The organism is Streptomyces auratus (assembly GCF_050433025.1).
GTDB lineage: Bacteria > Actinomycetota > Actinomycetes > Streptomycetales > Streptomycetaceae > Streptomyces > Streptomyces sioyaensis.
Map to the genome: position 1 here is coordinate 1066085 of NZ_JBNGCB010000003.1, position 14106 is coordinate 1080190.

A 14106-nucleotide genomic window follows, 5' to 3' on the forward strand; every position below is an offset into this window, starting at 1 on the left:
ACGCCGCGTGAAAAGGCGCCCTCCGCCGTACCGCTCCCGGGCCGCTGCGGGCCATACTGGCCCGGTGTCGATGATCAGCAACCTCCGTAAGGCCGTCCGGCTGCCGCAGCCGCGCACCCGGGGCGTCGACCTCAGTCACCCGGCGCGCTCGCCGCTCGGTACCGCCGTGGTGAACTGCGCGGTGTACGTGGACGGCGTACGGCAGGACGGCGATCACCCGGCCGATGTGGCGATCCGGCGGGTCCGTGACTCCGGCAGGGGATTTGTCTGGATCGGTCTGCATGAGCCGTCCGAGAAGGAATTCGCCGGAATCGTCGAGCTGTTCGGGCTGCACCCGCTCGCCGTCGAGGATGCGGTCTACGCCCACCAGCGGCCCAAGCTGGAGCACTACGACGGCTCGCTGTTCACCGTCTTCAAGACCGTCCGCTATGTCGAGCACGACCGGCTCACCGACACCAGCGAAGTCGTGGAGACCGGCGAGATCATGGTCTTCACCGGTACCGACTTCGTGATCACCGTGCGGCACGGCGGGCACGGCTCGCTCGGTCCGCTGCGGGAGCAACTGGAGTCCGTGCCGGAGCAGTTGGCGCTCGGCCCGTCCGCCGTGCTGCATGCGGTCGCCGACCTCGTCGTGGACGACTACCTCGATGTCACGGCCGACGTCCAGGACGACATCGACGACGTCGAGAGCGAGGTCTTCTCGGTCCGTGGCAGCGGCGGCGCCGGCCGGATCTACCAGCTCAAGCGCGAACTGCTGGAACTGAGGCGCGCGGTGGCCCCCCTGGACGGGCCGATGCAGGCGCTGGCGACGCGCCCCATGCGGGAGGTCGACTCCAGGATCACGACGTACTTCCGGGACGTCGCCGACCACCTCGACCGGGTCACCGAGCAGATCACCGCCTTCGACGAACTGCTCAACTCCATACTTCAGGCCCATCTCGCCCAGGTCACCGTCGCCCAGAACGAGGACATGCGCCGGATCAGTGCCTGGGTCGCGATCCTGGCCGTGCCGACCATGGTGTGCGGCGTGTACGGCATGAATTTCGACCATATGCCGGAAAAGCACTGGACGTTCGGTTATCCGCTGGTGATGGTGCTGATCGTGGCCGCCTGCTGGGTGATCCACCGCGGCTTCAAGCGCAACGGCTGGCTGTAGCCGCCGCCGTGGGTGAGCGCGGTTAAGGACCGATGAGAGCGCGGCCGAGGGGGCGACGCCCCTGATCGGCGTCCACGACATGTCCTCGGCCACGATCGCCGCCGGCGGGCCCGGCGGGGAGACCGGGGTCCGGGAAGTCACCGAACCGCCGGCCCGGAACCTCGGCCGGCCGCACCCCGCACGGACGGTCCTGGCGGTCCGACCCGCCGGGCCGGACGCGGCCGGGGGCGGCGCCCCTGTGTGGCCGGTGCACAGGGGCAGAGGTAGCCTGAGGTCGCCGATGATCTCGGGAGAACCATGGACGAGCGACGCCGCGGGGCGGCGCCCTGGCAGGGCCAGTGGCCGGTGATCGGCGTGGTGGCCGTGGGCGGCGCGATCGGTGCCACGGCCCGTTACGGCGCAGGCCTCCTCTGGCCCACCGCCGGCGGCACCTTCCCCTGGACGACCCTGACCGTCAATGCCGTCGGCTGTGCACTGATGGGCGTCCTGATGGTGGTGATCACCGAGGTCCGCTCGGCCCACCGGCTGGTGCGTCCCTTCCTCGGCACCGGCATCCTCGGCGGCTTCACCACCTTTTCCACCTACGCCGTCGACATCCAGCGGCTGGTCGAGGCCCGCCGGCCGGCGCTGGCCATGGCGTATCTCGCGGGCACCCTGCTCCTCGCGCTGGCGGCCGTCTGGGCGGCGGTGGCGGGCACGCGCGCACTTCTCGAACTGAGGCGGCGGACGGCATGACACACGGCACGGCACTTCCCGGCGGCGCCCCCGCGCTGCGGCTCACGGTCTTCGTCGGCGAACAGGAGGCCTGGCACCACAAGCCGCTGTACGCGGAGCTGGTGCACCGCGCCCGCCGGGCCGGACTGGCCGGCGCCAGCGTCTTCCGCGGCGTCGAGGGCTTCGGCGCCACCTCCCTCATCCACACCCAGCGGCTGCTGTCGATGAGCGAGGACCTGCCGGTCGCGGTCGTCGTCGTGGACACCGAGGAGCGGATCCGTGCCTTCCTGCCGGAGCTGGACGAACTCCTCGCGGGCGGCGGCCTGGTGACGCTCGACCCCTGCGAGGCGCTCACCTATCCCCGCCCGGACCGCCCGGCCGCGGACGAGGGCGGGCGCGGGTGAACTGGCTGCTCGTGGTGGTCGGTGCGATGGTGGGTGCGCCGCTGCGGTTCCTGACCGACCGCGCCGTGCAGTCCCGGCACGACACGGTCTTCCCCTGGGGGACCTTCACCGTCAATGTCGTCGGCTCGCTGATCCTCGGGGTGCTGACCGGAGCGGCCGCCGCCGGCGCCGCCTCCTCGCACCTCCAACTGCTGCTGGGCACCGGCCTGTGCGGGGCGCTGACCACGTACTCGACGTTCTCCTACGAGACGCTGCGGCTGGCGGCGGACGGGGCGCGCGGCTATGCCGCGGCCAATGTCGTGGCGAGCGTGCTGGCCGGGCTCGCGGCCGCGTTCGCCGGTGCGGCCGCCGCGCAGTCGCTGTGGGGCTGACCGGCGCGGTCGCGGACAGACGAAAACGGTGGGGCTCGTAGCGAGCCCCACCGCACGGGCGGCGCAGAGATGCGAGGGCTGGTGGGGATACGAGCGCCGTCCGCCAGGTACCGGTACTCGTCAGCCCCAGGCCGTGCGCGGAACCGGCTGCCGTCAGCCGGGCCCAGGCCGCTGGGCCACCGCCGAACTTCGTTGTTTCCGGAGCGCCTCCGAGTGGGTCAGGAGGCCTTGCCGAGGCGGATGCCCGCCAGGCCGTTGGCCCAGAGCTGGTCCACCTTGGCGCGTTCGTTCGCGTCCGGCTGGGCGTTCTGGCACGACGTGCCGGGACCGCCGCCGGACATCAGCTCGCTGCACGGACCCTCGTAGTGGTCCGGCAGGCCCAGCACATGGCCGGTCTCGTGTGCGGCCACGCGGGTGGAGTTGTACTCCTGGTTCTGCTTGTGGTCCAGGAAGACATAGCCCTTGCCGTGGCCGTCGGTGCTGGCGTACGAACCGCGTGGGTCGTCGCCTTCCTTGTACTGGAAGTCGCCGCCGCTGCCCTCCTGCAGCTTCACGTTGTGCACCGCGCTGTTCCAGATCGAGGTGCTCTCGGCTATCTGGCTCTTGTACGTCGGCGCCGCACCGGCGTCGTAGGTGACGGTGACCGTCGCCGCGCCCGGGTGGGCCTTCATCTTGGCCCGCGCGGACTTGATCACTGCTTCGAAGAACGCCTTGGTGTCGGCCTTCTCGGCCGCCGAACCCTGGTAGGCGGCGATCGAAGCGGGGGTGCTGTGGTGGGAGTTGACGGGGGAGGAGGGGGTGGTTGCCGAAACCGGCGCCGCGGCTGCGAGCGCGGCGGCGAGGCCCAGACCGAGCGCTGCCGACAGCGCTGTCTTGGGAGATCTCATGTGGGGGGCTCCTTAAGCTCCGAGGGCCGTACGGTCGCCGTGTGGGGCGGCGACCGGGGCCCTGCGGATTTCTTGGTGCCGTTGAGTCTGGACGCAGTTCACCCACGGGACGGAGATGCCAGGTGCCGATAGCGCTGGCCAATACCCCGGAAAAAAAGGGAGTTGAGGCAGGTTTGAGAGTCTGGTGTGACGTATGCCGACCTCGTTATGCTCCGGACGTGGAGCTAGAGGTCAGGCATCTTCGCGCATTGTGCGCCATCGCCGACACCGGCAGCGTACGCAAGGCGGCGCGGCAGCTCGGCATGACCCAGCCCTCCCTGACCACCCAGCTCCACCGCATCGAGAAGGCCCTCGGCGGCCAGCTGTTCTTCCGGGAACCGACCGGCAGCCGGCCCACCCCGCTGGGGCATGCGGTGCTGTGCCGGGCCCGGCCGATCGTGGCCGAAATGCGGGCACTCATCGACGAAATCGCCTCGGCCTCCCACCACGAACGGGGCGCACGACTGCACATCGGCAGCACCAACAGCCCCGCCGTCGCGGGCTGGCTGCGACGGCTCCGGGTGCGGCTGCCGGAGACGGACACCACGATAAGAGCCGATGTGTCGGCCAATGCCCTGCTCCACATGGTGGCGACGGGACAACTCGACGCCGCCTTCGTCCACGAGGTCGAGGGCGCGCCGCTGCGGGTTCCCGACGGCCTGGTCGAGCATGAACTCGTCGCCAGGGAACCGCAGTTCATCGCCCTGGCGGACAACCACCCGGCGGCCGCCCGGGCCGTCGTGCGGGTGGCGGACCTCGCCGACGACCAGTGGATGGTCGACCCGACCGTGGACGGCGAATGGGCGGGGCTGCGCCGCATCTGGGCCGCGGCCGGCATCACCCCGCGGGTCGTGCACGGCGACTACCTCACCGCGGTCGACCTCGTCACGGCCGGCGAGGTGGTCACCCCGTGCCAGCCGACCGCCCGCTCCCGGCACGGCATGGCGATCCGCCCCCTGTACGGCGACCCGCTGGCCGTCCGCCTCTTCATGGCCTGCCGCCAGGACGCCGCCCCGGCCGCCTCCGCGGACGACCTGTTCGCCGATCTGACCGCCTCGTACATGGAGATCGCCTGGGCGAGCGAGGCGTACCGGGCGTGGCTGGTGCGCCATGACGGGATGTTGTCGGTGGGGAGGTAGCGCGGAGCGCCGGGCGCCGGCCGACGGCTCATTTACGGCTTGACTCCACGTATGCGTAGGTCCGCTCGTCCATGGCCTGCTCCCGCTTGTCCCACGAGTAGACCCGGCGGATGTCATAACCGTTGTCGGCCGGCTCCCGCACGATCACGTCACGGCCCGACAATTTCACCGACCGGGGGCGCTCGGCCTGGTCGAGGATCAGGGTGACCCGGCCGTCCTTGACCGTGAAGGCCCACAGGAACAGGAAGTACGGCCCCGAGGCGATCCCGAGCAGCAGCTCGTCCTTGCCGTCGCCGTTCAGGTCCCGGTACTGCGGCGACCGGACCGGGCACGATTCCTGCCCGACGGCCTTGCAGTTCTTGATCTTCTCGTCCGTGCCCTCTTCGTCGAGGGGGCTGGTCATCGTGGTGAGCCGGGCCTTGGCGATGGCGAGCGCCGAGACCTGGTGGATGTCGCCGGACGGCACCCGCGGCAGCCCGCGCACCGGTGACGGCACGCCGTCGGTGATCTTCGAGTTGGGCTCGGCGAGCGGGGGCGGGGGCGTTTTGGGGGCCCACATCTGCTGGGGGGCCGAAGCGGCCGGCGTGTGGCCGGCGCTCTTGGCCTCACCGGCCCCGGTGCAGCCGGACACCAGGAAGAGGGCCGATGCCATGGTGAGGGCGAGCACCGGCAGCGCCGCCCGGGCGCGCCCCTCGGGGGCCGGCGGAGTACGAGACATCGGCAGGTCATTTCCAGTCACGGTGGCGGGCGGGTCCACCTCGCACATGATGCTGTCTGTTCCGCTTTGCGGCAATCCGCCCGTGCGGTAGGGGGTGTCTCTGCGGTCTCCGTGGATCAGCCTGCGGTGCCAGGCGTCGCAGGCCCACGGAGATCGGAGAGACACCCCCTAGGGGCGCCGCCGAGGAAGGCAGCTCCCGTACGGCGCGGCGGATCTCAGCTCTCGGGCGGGCGGCCATGGCCCGTGCCCCCCTCCTCCTCCTGCTCCGCCGCCCGCTCCTCCAGGAGGGTCCGTTCCCGGGCGTTGCGGGTCAGCGCGGCGGCCCGCAGAAACTCCTGCCGGGCCTCGGCCGCGCGCCCCAGCCGGGCGAGCAGATCGCCGCGCACGCTCGGCAGGAGGTGGTAGCCCGCGAGCGCCGGTTCCGCCGCCAGCCCGTCCGCCACCGCCAGGCCCTGGGCGGCGCCGAACGCCATGCCCACCGCCACCGCCCGGTTCAGCTCCACGACCGGGGACGGCGCGACCTGCCCCAGTGCCTCGTACAGCACCGCGATCCGCGGCCAGTCCGTCTCCTGGGCGGTGCGCGCCCGGGCGTGGCAGGCGGCGATCGCGGCCTGCAGGGCGTACGGGCCGAGGGCGCCGCCCAGCTCCTCGGCGCGGGCGAGCGCGGCCAGCCCGCGCCGGATCAGCAGCCGGTCCCAGCGCGACCGGTTCTGCTCCAGCAGCAGCACCGGCTCACCCGTCGGCCCGGTCCGCGCGGCCGACCGCGAGGCCTGGATCTCCATCAGCGCCACCAGCCCGTGCGCCTCCGGCTCCTTCGGCAGCAGCCCGGCCACCATCCGTCCCAGCCGCAGCGCGTCCTCGCACAGCGCCGGCCGCATCCAGTCGTCCCCGGCCGTCGCCGCATACCCCTCGTTGAAGACCAGATAGACGACCTCCAGCACCGACGAGAGCCGCTCGCCCCACTCCGCCCTGGCCGGCACCTCGAACGGCACCCGCGCGTCGGCGAGCCGCTTCTTCGCCCGGACGATCCGCTGCTGCACGGTCGCCTCGGACGTCAGGAACGCGCGGGCGATCTCGTCGGTCCGCAGCCCGCCCACCAGCCGCAGGGTCAGCGCCACCCGCGCCGGGGTGGACAGCACCGGATGGCACGAGAGGAACACCAGCCGCAGCAGATCGTCCTCGATCCCCGCGCGGTCCTCGACCCGTGCGAAGTCCGCCTCCGACAGGCCGGGACCGCGCTCCGCGTCCCGCCCGAGCAGCTCGACCTTGCGGGCCAGCCGCTCCTGTCTGCGCAGCAGATCGATCGCACGGTTCCTGGCGGTCGCCATCAGCCAGGCACCCGGATTGTCCGGGACGCCGGTCTCCGGCCACCGCTCCAGCGCGGCCACCATGGCGTCCTGGGCCAGCTCCTCGGCGAGCCCCACGTCGCGCACGATCCGGGTGAGCCCGGCGATCAGCCGCGCCGACTCGATCCGGAACACCGCCTCGACCGCGCGTCGCGCGTCGCCTGTTGCCGTCACCGCCACATCAGAGCATCCGGGCCCCGCCGCGGCAATCCGGCACCGCGCGACGGGGCCGGGCGGGGGCCCTGGCCGGCGGCCGGCTGACGCCCTGGTGGCCGCAGAGCGCCACCCCGCCGCCCGGCCCTTCCGCCAGCAGCGTGAAAGGCGGCGCCCCGGCCTGCCGCGCGCCGCCCGGTGCCGGGTGTGATGCCCGAGAGTTGGGGGCCCGAAGGCCGACGAGGCCGAGCCCTGGAGAGCCCCCGTGGACGGCACCCTTTCCCTGGTCCTGCTCCTGCTGTTCCTGTGGTGCCTGTGCTCACGGCGGATGGAGCGCTTCGAACTCACCGCTCCGGCCGCCTTCGTGCTGCTGGGCCTGCTGCTGGGCGAGGGCACCGGGACCCTCCACCTCGCGCTGTCGCACGAAACGGTCAAGACGCTGGCCGAGGTCACCCTGGTGTGGGTGCTCTTCACCGACGCCGCACGGCTCTCCTTCCGTGCCCTGCGCCCCGAACTCGGCCTCTACGTAAGGCTGCTGGGCATCGGACTGCCGCTGTGCGTGGGTCTGGGCACGCTGCTGGCGGCCGCCCTGCTGCCCGGCGTCTCGGGCTGGGCCGCCCTGTACGTCGGGGCCGCGCTCGCTCCGACGGACGCCGCGCTCGGCGCCACGATGATGGTCAACCCGGAGGTACCGGTGAAGATCCGCCGGGTCATCAACGTGGAGAGCGGCCTCAACGACGGCATCGTCACCCCGCTGGTGGTGCTCGCCCTGGCCGGGATGGCATCGGCCGGGGGAACTGCCGGACCGGACGCCACCGGTCATGCCGTGGTGGAGCTCGCCGTCGGTGCGGCGTACGGCGCGGTGGTCGGCCTGGCCGCCGGCTGGCTGCTGAGAACCACGCTGCGCAACGGCTGGGCGGCCGAGGACTTCGCCGGCGCGGGCGTCCTGGCGCTGTCCCTGCTCGGCTACACCTCGGCCCTCGCCCTCGGCGGCAACGGCTTCGTCGCCGCCTTCGTCGCCGGGCTGGCGTTCGGCACGATGCACGGAGCGCCGCAGCGGGTGCTGGGGTACGTCGAGCAGTCCGCGGCCCTGCTGTCCGTGCTGGTGTGGCTGGTCTTCGGCACCCTCCTGCTCCCGCAGATGGCCGCCGACTTCACCTGGCAGGCCGTGCTCTACGCCGTCCTGAGCCTGACGGTGATCCGCATGGTGCCGGTGGCGCTGTGCCTGGCCGGCAGCGGTCTGGACGCCCGAACGGTGCTGTTCGTCGGCTGGTTCGGGCCCCGCGGACTGGCCTCGGTCATCTTCGGCCTGCTCGCGGTCGAGGAGCTCGACCCCGCCGGAGCCCACCCGGTGCTCCCGGTGCTGGCCTGCACGGTCCTGCTCAGCGTCCTCGCCCACGGCCTCACCTCCGCCCCGCTGGCCCGGCGCTACGGGCGGGCGGTCGACGACACCGGCCCCGCCGCCGCCCCGGCGGACGAACTGCCCGTGCGGGGCATGGCGGGCGGCGGTCTGCACCGGGTCCGGCGACGGGGCGGCCCCAGCCGCCCGTGAACGCCACCGGTGGGACCTGGCACCCCTGCCGCCGGAAAAAGAAGACCGCACCCGCTCCGTCATGGACGCCATGTGCGGCGCCCCGCGGACCGGGTGCGGACAGGTGGCCACGCGACCCGCGCAGTGCAGGTCAGGCCGTCCGGACCGAGGTCAGGCCTTCTTGGTCTCCCAGAAGATCCGGTCGATCTCGGCGATGAGCTCCAGCGCCTTCTCGCCCGTCTTCGGGTCGTTGGAACCCTTGGCGGTGCTGAGGGCCTTGAGGGTGTCGTTCACCAGCTGGTGCAGCTGCGGGTACTTCTCGAAGTGCGGGGGCTTGAAGTAGTCGCTCCACAGCACCGAGACGTGGTGCTTGGCCAGCTCGGCGCGCTGCTCCTTGATCAGGACGGCGCGGGTGCGGAAGTCCGCATCCTCGTTGGCCTGGTACTTCTCCTGGACGGCCTTGACCGACTCGGCCTCGATGCGGGCCTGGGCCGGGTCGTAGACGCCGCAGGGCAGGTCGCAGTGGGCGCTGACCTTCACCTTGGGGGCGAACAGGCGCGAAAGCATGTTCAGTCCTTCCTCGTGATCGTCTTCTCAGGTGCGAGATTACTCGGTGGGGGAAGGCTTTTCTCGGGCGGCCCGGGGGGCTTAGGGCAAAAGTCCGGTGTCGCGCTGGGACTGATGGAGGATGGGCCGGTGAGCGAAGCGAGATGGGGGTGCCCCCGGACGGAGTCCGGGGGAGGGTCGGACCGGGGCTGGACCGGGAGGTACGGGATGCCGGAGCAGGTGCACGAGCGCGGGCCCGGGCAGGGCGAGGGCGCGGAAGCGGGGCAGGGGCGGGGCGGGCCGCTGCGGGCGTTCGGGCTGGCCGAGGTGTACAACCCATCGATGGTGCCGACGCTGCAGCCCGGTGACCAGCTGGTGGTGCAGTACGGGGCGGCGGTGCGGCCCGGCGCCGTGGTCGTGCTGCGGCATCCGTTCCGGCAGGATCTGCTGATCGTCAAGCGGGCCGTACAGCGGCGGGACGGCGGCTGGTGGGTCCAGGGGGACAATCCGTTCGTCGAGAACGACAGCCGGGAATTCGGGGTGGTTCCGGACGAACTGGTCATCGCCCGCGCCTGGGTGCGGGTCCGCCCGCCGCGCGGGGTTCAGCGGTCGGTCGCCGGGGTGCTGTCCTGGGTGGTCTCGGCGGTGCGGCCGGTACGCGCCGAGCGCTCGCTCTCCAGCCGCTTGCGGGCCCGGTAGGCGGCGACGTTGGCGCGGGTGGCGCAGCGGTCGGAGCAGTAGCGCCGGGAGCGGTTGGTGGAGGTGTCCAGGTAGACGTTCCGGCAGGGGCGCGCCTGACAGATGCCGAGGCGGTCCACGCCCAGGTCGGTGAGGTGGAAGGCCAGGCCCATACAGGCGGTGGCGGTGTAGCCGGCGGTGGCGTTGGCCGCGTGGTCGGCGATGTGCATGTGCCAGTCGGGGCGGCCTCCCCCACTCTCGGCTCGGCTCGAGCGGGAGGTGCCCCCATCGTCGCGGTGCTCATGCCCGGAGATCTGCGGGCTGACGGGGAACTCCATCATCAGGGCGTTGAGGAGGTCCACGGCCAGCACCTCGTCGCCGGCGTCGGCGGCCTCGAAGACGGCGCGCAGCCGGGCGCGGACCGTCCGCAGGCGCGTGACGTCGCTGTCGGTCGCGCGCCGGGCGGCCTGCTGGGCGGGGCCGAAGAGTTCCCGTACCGCCTCGACCGAGGTGAGGCTGTCGGTGCCGCGCTCGGGCTGCTCGGTGTTGACCAGTCGCACCGCATAGTCCGAGTAATAGGCCAGTTCCACTTGTAGTCCTTACGGGCGGGGGCTAAGGTACGGAATGCTGGATGAGGTAATGGGCGATATGGCTACAAGGGTATTACACCCTGGTGTACACCCTGAAGGGGAAGCGATGACCGAGACCGTCGTCGGCGCCGACTGGCAGGCGTGGCAGAACAGTTGGGACCGCCAGCAGGAGTGGTACCTCCCCGACCGCGAGGAGCGCTTCCGGGTGATGCTGGACATGGTCGAGGCGCTGGTGGGTCCCGCTCCCCGGGTCCTGGACCTCGCCTGCGGCACGGGCAGTATCTCCGACCGGCTGCTGCAGCGGTTCCCCGGGGCCGAGAGTGTGGGCGTCGATCTGGATCCCGCGCTGCTGGCCATCGCGGAAGGGTACTTCGCCGGCGAGCGCCGGGTCCGCTTCGTGCGGGCCGATCTCAAGGACCCCGAGTGGACGGCGAAGCTGCCGCACGCCTCGTACGACGCGGTGCTCTCCGCCACCGCCCTGCACTGGCTGCACAGCGGGGAGTTGCGCGGGCTGTACGGGCAGCTCGGCGGCCTGGTGCGGGACGGCGGGGTCTTCCTGAACGCCGACCGGATGCCCGACGAGGCCACCCCGCGGATCAACGCCGCCGACCGCGCTTTCCGGCATGCGCGGCGGGACGAGGCGAAGGCGGCCGGCGCCGTCGACTGGGCCGAGTGGTGGCAACTGGCCGCCGCCGACCCGCGGCTGGCCGCGCCGACCGCCGAGCGCTTCGAGATCTTCGGCGAGCACGCGGACGGGGAGACGCCGTCGGCGGCATGGCATGCCCAGGTGCTGCGCGAGTCCGGCTTCGAGGAGGCGCGGACGGTGTGGTCCTCGCCGACGGATGCGATGGTGCTGGGCCTGAAGTAGGCCCGGCGCCGCGGCGGTGCGTGTGCACCGCGGTGGCGCCCCGTGCGGACGTCACCGCACAGGGCACCCCGCTCGCTCGACGGGCGCTACAGGACCTTCGAGAGGAACGACTTCGTCCGCTCGTGCTGGGGGTTGCCCAGCACCTCGCGCGGATGGCCGGATTCGACGACCACGCCGTCGTCCATGAAGACCAGCGAGTCGCCGACCTCGCGGGCGAAGCCCATCTCATGGGTCACGACGATCATCGTCATCCCATCCGCGGCCAGGTCCTTCATGACGTCCAGCACGTCACCGACCAGCTCCGGGTCGAGCGCCGAGGTCGGCTCGTCGAAGAGCATCAGCTTCGGCTCCATCGCCAGCGCCCGGGCGATGGCGACGCGCTGCTGCTGGCCGCCGGAGAGCTGCGAGGGGTAGTTCGCGGCCTTGTCGGCGAGGCCGACGCGGTCCAGCAGCTTGGTCGCGCGCTCCCGGGCGGCGGCCCTGGACTCGCCCTTGACCTGGATCGGCGCCTCCATGATGTTCTCCACCGCGGTCATGTGCGGGAAGAGGTTGAAGCGCTGGAAGACCATGCCGATGTCGCGGCGCCGGGCGGCGACCTCCTTGTCGCGCAGCTCGTAGAGCTTGCCGTTGTGCTCGCGGTAGCCGACCAGTTCGCCGTCGACGGACAGCCGGCCGGCGTTGACCTTCTCCAGGTGGTTGATGCAGCGCAGGAACGTCGACTTGCCGGAACCGGACGGGCCGATCAGGCAGAAGACCTCCCGGGGCGCCACCTCCAGGTCGATGCCCTTGAGGATGTGGGCCGTGCCGAAGGACTTGTGGACGCCCTCGGCCTTGACCATCGGGCCGCCGCTGGTGCCCGCGGCCTTGCTCGTCGTCATCTTGGTGGTCATGCCGCACCTCCGGCGGAGCGGTTGAGGCCGCCGGCCAGCTTCGCCTTGACGCGCTGGAGCGGGGTGGGCGGAAGCTGGCGGCTGGAGCCGCGGGCGTAGTAACGCTCCAGGTAGTACTGGCCGATGCTCAGCACCGTGGTGGCGATCAGGTACCAGGCGGCGGCGAGGATCAGCATCTCCACCACGACGCCCGAGTCCCGGCCGACGTTCTGGGCGGCCTGCAGCAGGTCGTAGTACTGGACGGCGATGACCAGCGAGGAGGTCTTCAGCATGTTGATGACCTCGTTGCCGGTCGGCGGCACGATCACCCGCATCGCCTGCGGCACGATGATCCGGCGCAGCGTCTTGGCGTGGCTCATGCCCAGCGCGTGCGCCGCCTCGGTCTGGCCCTCGTCGACCGCGTTCAGACCGGCCCGGCAGATCTCCGCCATGTACGCGGCCTCGTTGAGCCCGAGGCCCAGCAGCGCACACAGGAACGGGGTCATGAAGTCCGACCACTCGTCCTTGTAGATCGGCATGATGTCGATGTACTGGAAGACCAGGCCCAGGTTGAACCAGAGGAACAGCTGGACGTAGACCGGCGTACCGCGGAAGAACCAGACGTAGAACCAGGCGACCGTCGAGGTCACCGGGTTCTTGGACTGGCGCATCACGGCCAGGATCACCCCGAGGACGATGCCGATGATCATCGACAGCACGGTGATCAGCAGGGTGTTGCGCAGGCCCTTGAGGATGTCCGCGTTGAACATGTACTGGGGGATGGCGTCCCAGTTGACGTTCCCGGAGGCGAAGGCCCGGCCGAGCAGGGCGACCAGTCCGAGGACGACGACCGCCGCCACCCAGCGCCCGTAATGGCGGACCGGGATGGCCTTGAGGGGCTCGGGCTGGGGCGGCGGAGCGTCCGCCGGCGGCTGGGCCGACTTGTCGACGTCAACTGACACGGGTGTTGCCTTTCAGCATTCGGCGGGAGGTGCGCGGAGCGGACGGGAGAGCTGACGGCGGCTCAGGAGCCGCCATTGAGCTGCACGTCCTTGACCGCGGCATCCTTGACGTCCCACTTGTCCAGAACCTTGGCGTACGAGCCGTTCTTGATCGCGAGTTCCATCGCGGCCTTGAGCGCGTCACGCAGCTGCTGCTTGCCCTTGGGGACCGCGATGCCGTACGGGGCCGCCTTGAGCGGCGCCCCGCCGACCATCTGGAAATCCTTGCCGTGGCCGGAGACCTTCACCGCGTACGCCGCGACCGGGTAGTCGCTGGAGACGGCGTCCACACCGCCGGTACGCAGCCGGGTCTGGGCCTCGGAGTCGTTGTCGAACGCCTCGATGGAGATGGCCTGCTCGCCGTTCTTCTCACAGGCCTTCGACTTGTCCTTGGCCAGGTCGTCCGAGACCGTGCCGCGCTGCACCGCGATCTTCTTGCCGCACAGCGTCTCCCAGCCGTCGATGCCCTGGGTCTTGCCCCTGCGGGTGTAGAGCGAGACGCCGACATTGAGGTAGTCGATGAAGTCGACACCCTGGCCGATCTTCTTGCCGGTGTTGCTGTCGATGCCCTCCTGGCGCTCCTTGGTGTCCGTCATCGCCGACATCGCGATGTCGTAGCGCTTGGACTTCAGGCCGCCCATGAGGGTGTCGAAGGTGGCGTTGTTGAAGTTGAGCTTGATGCCCAGCTCCTTGCTCATCGCCTCCGCGAGGTCCGGGTCGATGCCCATGACCGCGCCGTTGGAGCGGAACTCCACCGGCTTGTACGTGATGTCCGAGCCGACCTGGAGCAGCGCCTTCTCCTGCACGTCCTTCGGCAGCTTCTTGAACAGCGGCGCATGCACATTGCGGTTCTTCTTCGCCTCACGCTTGGCGATGGCCGCATCCGTCTGGTCTCCGCAGGCGCTGAGCAGCAGCAGCGAGGCTGTGACCGCGGCCGCCGTGGCCACGGCTGTACGAGACCTGCCGAGGGCCGGGCGACGGGTGGGGCGTGCGGTCATGCTGATCCTCCTGCGGATGGAGAAGCCGACGTGACAAAGGCCGGGGTACACACCCTGGAGCGCCGTGACCTCGGTTGGTGACGGAAATCCTGCCACCC

Annotated in this window: 16 protein-coding genes; 8 read left to right on the forward strand and 8 right to left on the reverse strand. The window is 71.1% G+C overall.

Annotation, left to right across the window (positions count from 1 at the left end):
- Positions 1-70: 70 nt before the first annotated feature.
- The 4 genes from BKA18_RS24395 to crcB (BKA18_RS24410) all read left to right on the forward strand — a co-directional run bounded on the left by BKA18_RS24395 (position 71) and on the right by crcB (BKA18_RS24410) (position 2645).
- Entirely contained in the window at positions 71-1156 is a 1086-nt protein-coding gene (locus tag BKA18_RS24395) for a magnesium and cobalt transport protein CorA (RefSeq protein ID WP_366045625.1), read from the forward strand.
- Between the two features lie 297 nt (positions 1157-1453).
- Entirely contained in the window at positions 1454-1891 is a 438-nt protein-coding gene (crcB, locus tag BKA18_RS24400; protein WP_006603178.1) for a fluoride efflux transporter CrcB, read from the forward strand.
- Positions 1888-2274, forward strand: a complete 387-nt coding sequence (locus BKA18_RS24405; protein WP_006603177.1) for a DUF190 domain-containing protein — start codon at positions 1888-1890, stop codon at positions 2272-2274. Before crcB (BKA18_RS24400) ends, BKA18_RS24405 begins: the two co-directional genes overlap by 4 nt.
- Positions 2271-2645 carry a fluoride efflux transporter CrcB gene (gene crcB, locus BKA18_RS24410; protein WP_366045570.1) on the forward strand — a complete coding sequence of 125 codons (375 nt, stop codon included), beginning with the start codon at positions 2271-2273 and terminating at the stop codon, positions 2643-2645. The genes BKA18_RS24405 and crcB (BKA18_RS24410) overlap by 4 nt, the downstream gene beginning before the upstream one ends.
- Positions 2646-2863: 218 nt before the next feature.
- Here crcB (BKA18_RS24410) and snpA read toward each other — a convergent pair whose 3' ends face one another.
- Positions 2864-3532, reverse strand: coding sequence for a snapalysin (gene snpA / locus BKA18_RS24415; RefSeq protein ID WP_366045569.1), 669 nt, complete (start codon positions 3530-3532; stop codon positions 2864-2866).
- Positions 3533-3750: 218 nt separating this feature from the next.
- Here snpA and BKA18_RS24420 point away from each other — a divergent pair, with 218 nt between their 5' ends.
- Positions 3751-4710 (forward strand): LysR family transcriptional regulator, encoded by a 960-nt coding sequence (locus tag BKA18_RS24420; protein ID WP_366045568.1) that lies wholly within the window; start codon positions 3751-3753, stop codon positions 4708-4710.
- A gap of 28 nt (positions 4711-4738) precedes the next feature.
- Here BKA18_RS24420 and BKA18_RS24425 read toward each other — a convergent pair whose 3' ends face one another.
- Both BKA18_RS24425 and BKA18_RS24430 read right to left on the reverse strand, forming a co-directional pair.
- Complete coding sequence (locus tag BKA18_RS24425) at positions 4739-5428, reverse strand: hypothetical protein (protein WP_366045567.1); 690 nt, start codon at positions 5426-5428, stop codon at positions 4739-4741.
- Positions 5429-5643: 215 nt separating this feature from the next.
- Positions 5644-6954, reverse strand: coding sequence for an RNA polymerase sigma factor (locus BKA18_RS24430; RefSeq protein ID WP_366045566.1), 1311 nt, complete (start codon positions 6952-6954; stop codon positions 5644-5646).
- Between the two features lie 238 nt (positions 6955-7192).
- On the opposite strand from BKA18_RS24430, the gene BKA18_RS24435 reads away from it, so the two are divergent.
- Complete coding sequence (locus BKA18_RS24435; RefSeq protein WP_366045565.1) at positions 7193-8479, forward strand: cation:proton antiporter; 1287 nt, start codon at positions 7193-7195, stop codon at positions 8477-8479.
- A gap of 150 nt (positions 8480-8629) precedes the next feature.
- Here BKA18_RS24435 and sodN read toward each other — a convergent pair whose 3' ends face one another.
- Positions 8630-9025 (reverse strand): superoxide dismutase, Ni, encoded by a 396-nt coding sequence (gene sodN / locus BKA18_RS24440; RefSeq protein ID WP_006603170.1) that lies wholly within the window; start codon positions 9023-9025, stop codon positions 8630-8632.
- Between the two features lie 207 nt (positions 9026-9232).
- Here sodN and sodX point away from each other — a divergent pair, with 207 nt between their 5' ends.
- A complete protein-coding gene (gene sodX, locus BKA18_RS24445) occupies positions 9233-9703 on the forward strand; it encodes a nickel-type superoxide dismutase maturation protease (RefSeq protein WP_093485127.1) in 471 nt (156 codons plus the stop codon).
- On the opposite strand, the gene BKA18_RS24450 is transcribed toward sodX, so the two are convergent.
- On the reverse strand, positions 9607-10272 hold the full coding sequence (locus BKA18_RS24450; protein WP_366045564.1) for a CGNR zinc finger domain-containing protein: 666 nt from the start codon (positions 10270-10272) through the stop codon (positions 9607-9609). The genes sodX and BKA18_RS24450 overlap by 97 nt on opposite strands.
- A 106-nt stretch (positions 10273-10378) precedes the next feature.
- On the opposite strand from BKA18_RS24450, the gene BKA18_RS24455 reads away from it, so the two are divergent.
- Entirely contained in the window at positions 10379-11140 is a 762-nt protein-coding gene (locus tag BKA18_RS24455) for a class I SAM-dependent methyltransferase (protein WP_366045563.1), read from the forward strand.
- An 86-nt stretch (positions 11141-11226) separates the two neighbouring features.
- On the opposite strand, the gene BKA18_RS24460 is transcribed toward BKA18_RS24455, so the two are convergent.
- The 3 genes from BKA18_RS24460 to BKA18_RS24470 all read right to left on the reverse strand — a co-directional run bounded on the left by BKA18_RS24460 (position 11227) and on the right by BKA18_RS24470 (position 14008).
- Positions 11227-11979, reverse strand: a complete 753-nt coding sequence (locus BKA18_RS24460) for an amino acid ABC transporter ATP-binding protein (protein ID WP_006603166.1) — start codon at positions 11977-11979, stop codon at positions 11227-11229.
- Positions 11980-12026: 47 nt separating this feature from the next.
- The gene (locus BKA18_RS24465; protein ID WP_006603165.1) at positions 12027-12971 is read right to left on the reverse strand and encodes an amino acid ABC transporter permease; all 945 of its coding nucleotides are present in this window, start codon (positions 12969-12971) and stop codon (positions 12027-12029) included.
- A gap of 62 nt (positions 12972-13033) precedes the next feature.
- Positions 13034-14008, reverse strand: coding sequence for an ABC transporter substrate-binding protein (locus tag BKA18_RS24470; protein WP_366045562.1), 975 nt, complete (start codon positions 14006-14008; stop codon positions 13034-13036).
- Between the last annotated feature and the right edge of the window lie 98 nt (positions 14009-14106).

Excerpts from the sequence above, each read along its gene's own strand:
- BKA18_RS24455 (WP_366045563.1), top strand. The coding sequence starts at position 10,379 with ATGACCGAGACCGTCGTCGGCGCCGACTGGCAGGCGTGGCAGAACAGT.
- BKA18_RS24460 (WP_006603166.1), bottom strand. The coding sequence starts at position 11,979 with ATGGTCAAGGCCGAGGGCGTCCACAAGTCCTTCGGCACGGCCCACATC.
- BKA18_RS24470 (WP_366045562.1), bottom strand. The coding sequence starts at position 14,008 with ATGACCGCACGCCCCACCCGTCGCCCGGCCCTCGGCAGGTCTCGTACA.
- BKA18_RS24405 (WP_006603177.1), top strand. The coding sequence starts at position 1,888 with ATGACACACGGCACGGCACTTCCCGGCGGCGCCCCCGCGCTGCGGCTC.
- BKA18_RS24395 (WP_366045625.1), top strand. The coding sequence starts at position 71 with ATGATCAGCAACCTCCGTAAGGCCGTCCGGCTGCCGCAGCCGCGCACC.
- snpA (WP_366045569.1), bottom strand. The coding sequence starts at position 3,532 with ATGAGATCTCCCAAGACAGCGCTGTCGGCAGCGCTCGGTCTGGGCCTC.
- sodX (WP_093485127.1), top strand. The coding sequence starts at position 9,233 with ATGCCGGAGCAGGTGCACGAGCGCGGGCCCGGGCAGGGCGAGGGCGCG.
- sodN (WP_006603170.1), bottom strand. The coding sequence starts at position 9,025 with ATGCTTTCGCGCCTGTTCGCCCCCAAGGTGAAGGTCAGCGCCCACTGC.
- BKA18_RS24425 (WP_366045567.1), bottom strand. The coding sequence starts at position 5,428 with ATGTCTCGTACTCCGCCGGCCCCCGAGGGGCGCGCCCGGGCGGCGCTG.
- crcB (WP_006603178.1), top strand. The coding sequence starts at position 1,454 with ATGGACGAGCGACGCCGCGGGGCGGCGCCCTGGCAGGGCCAGTGGCCG.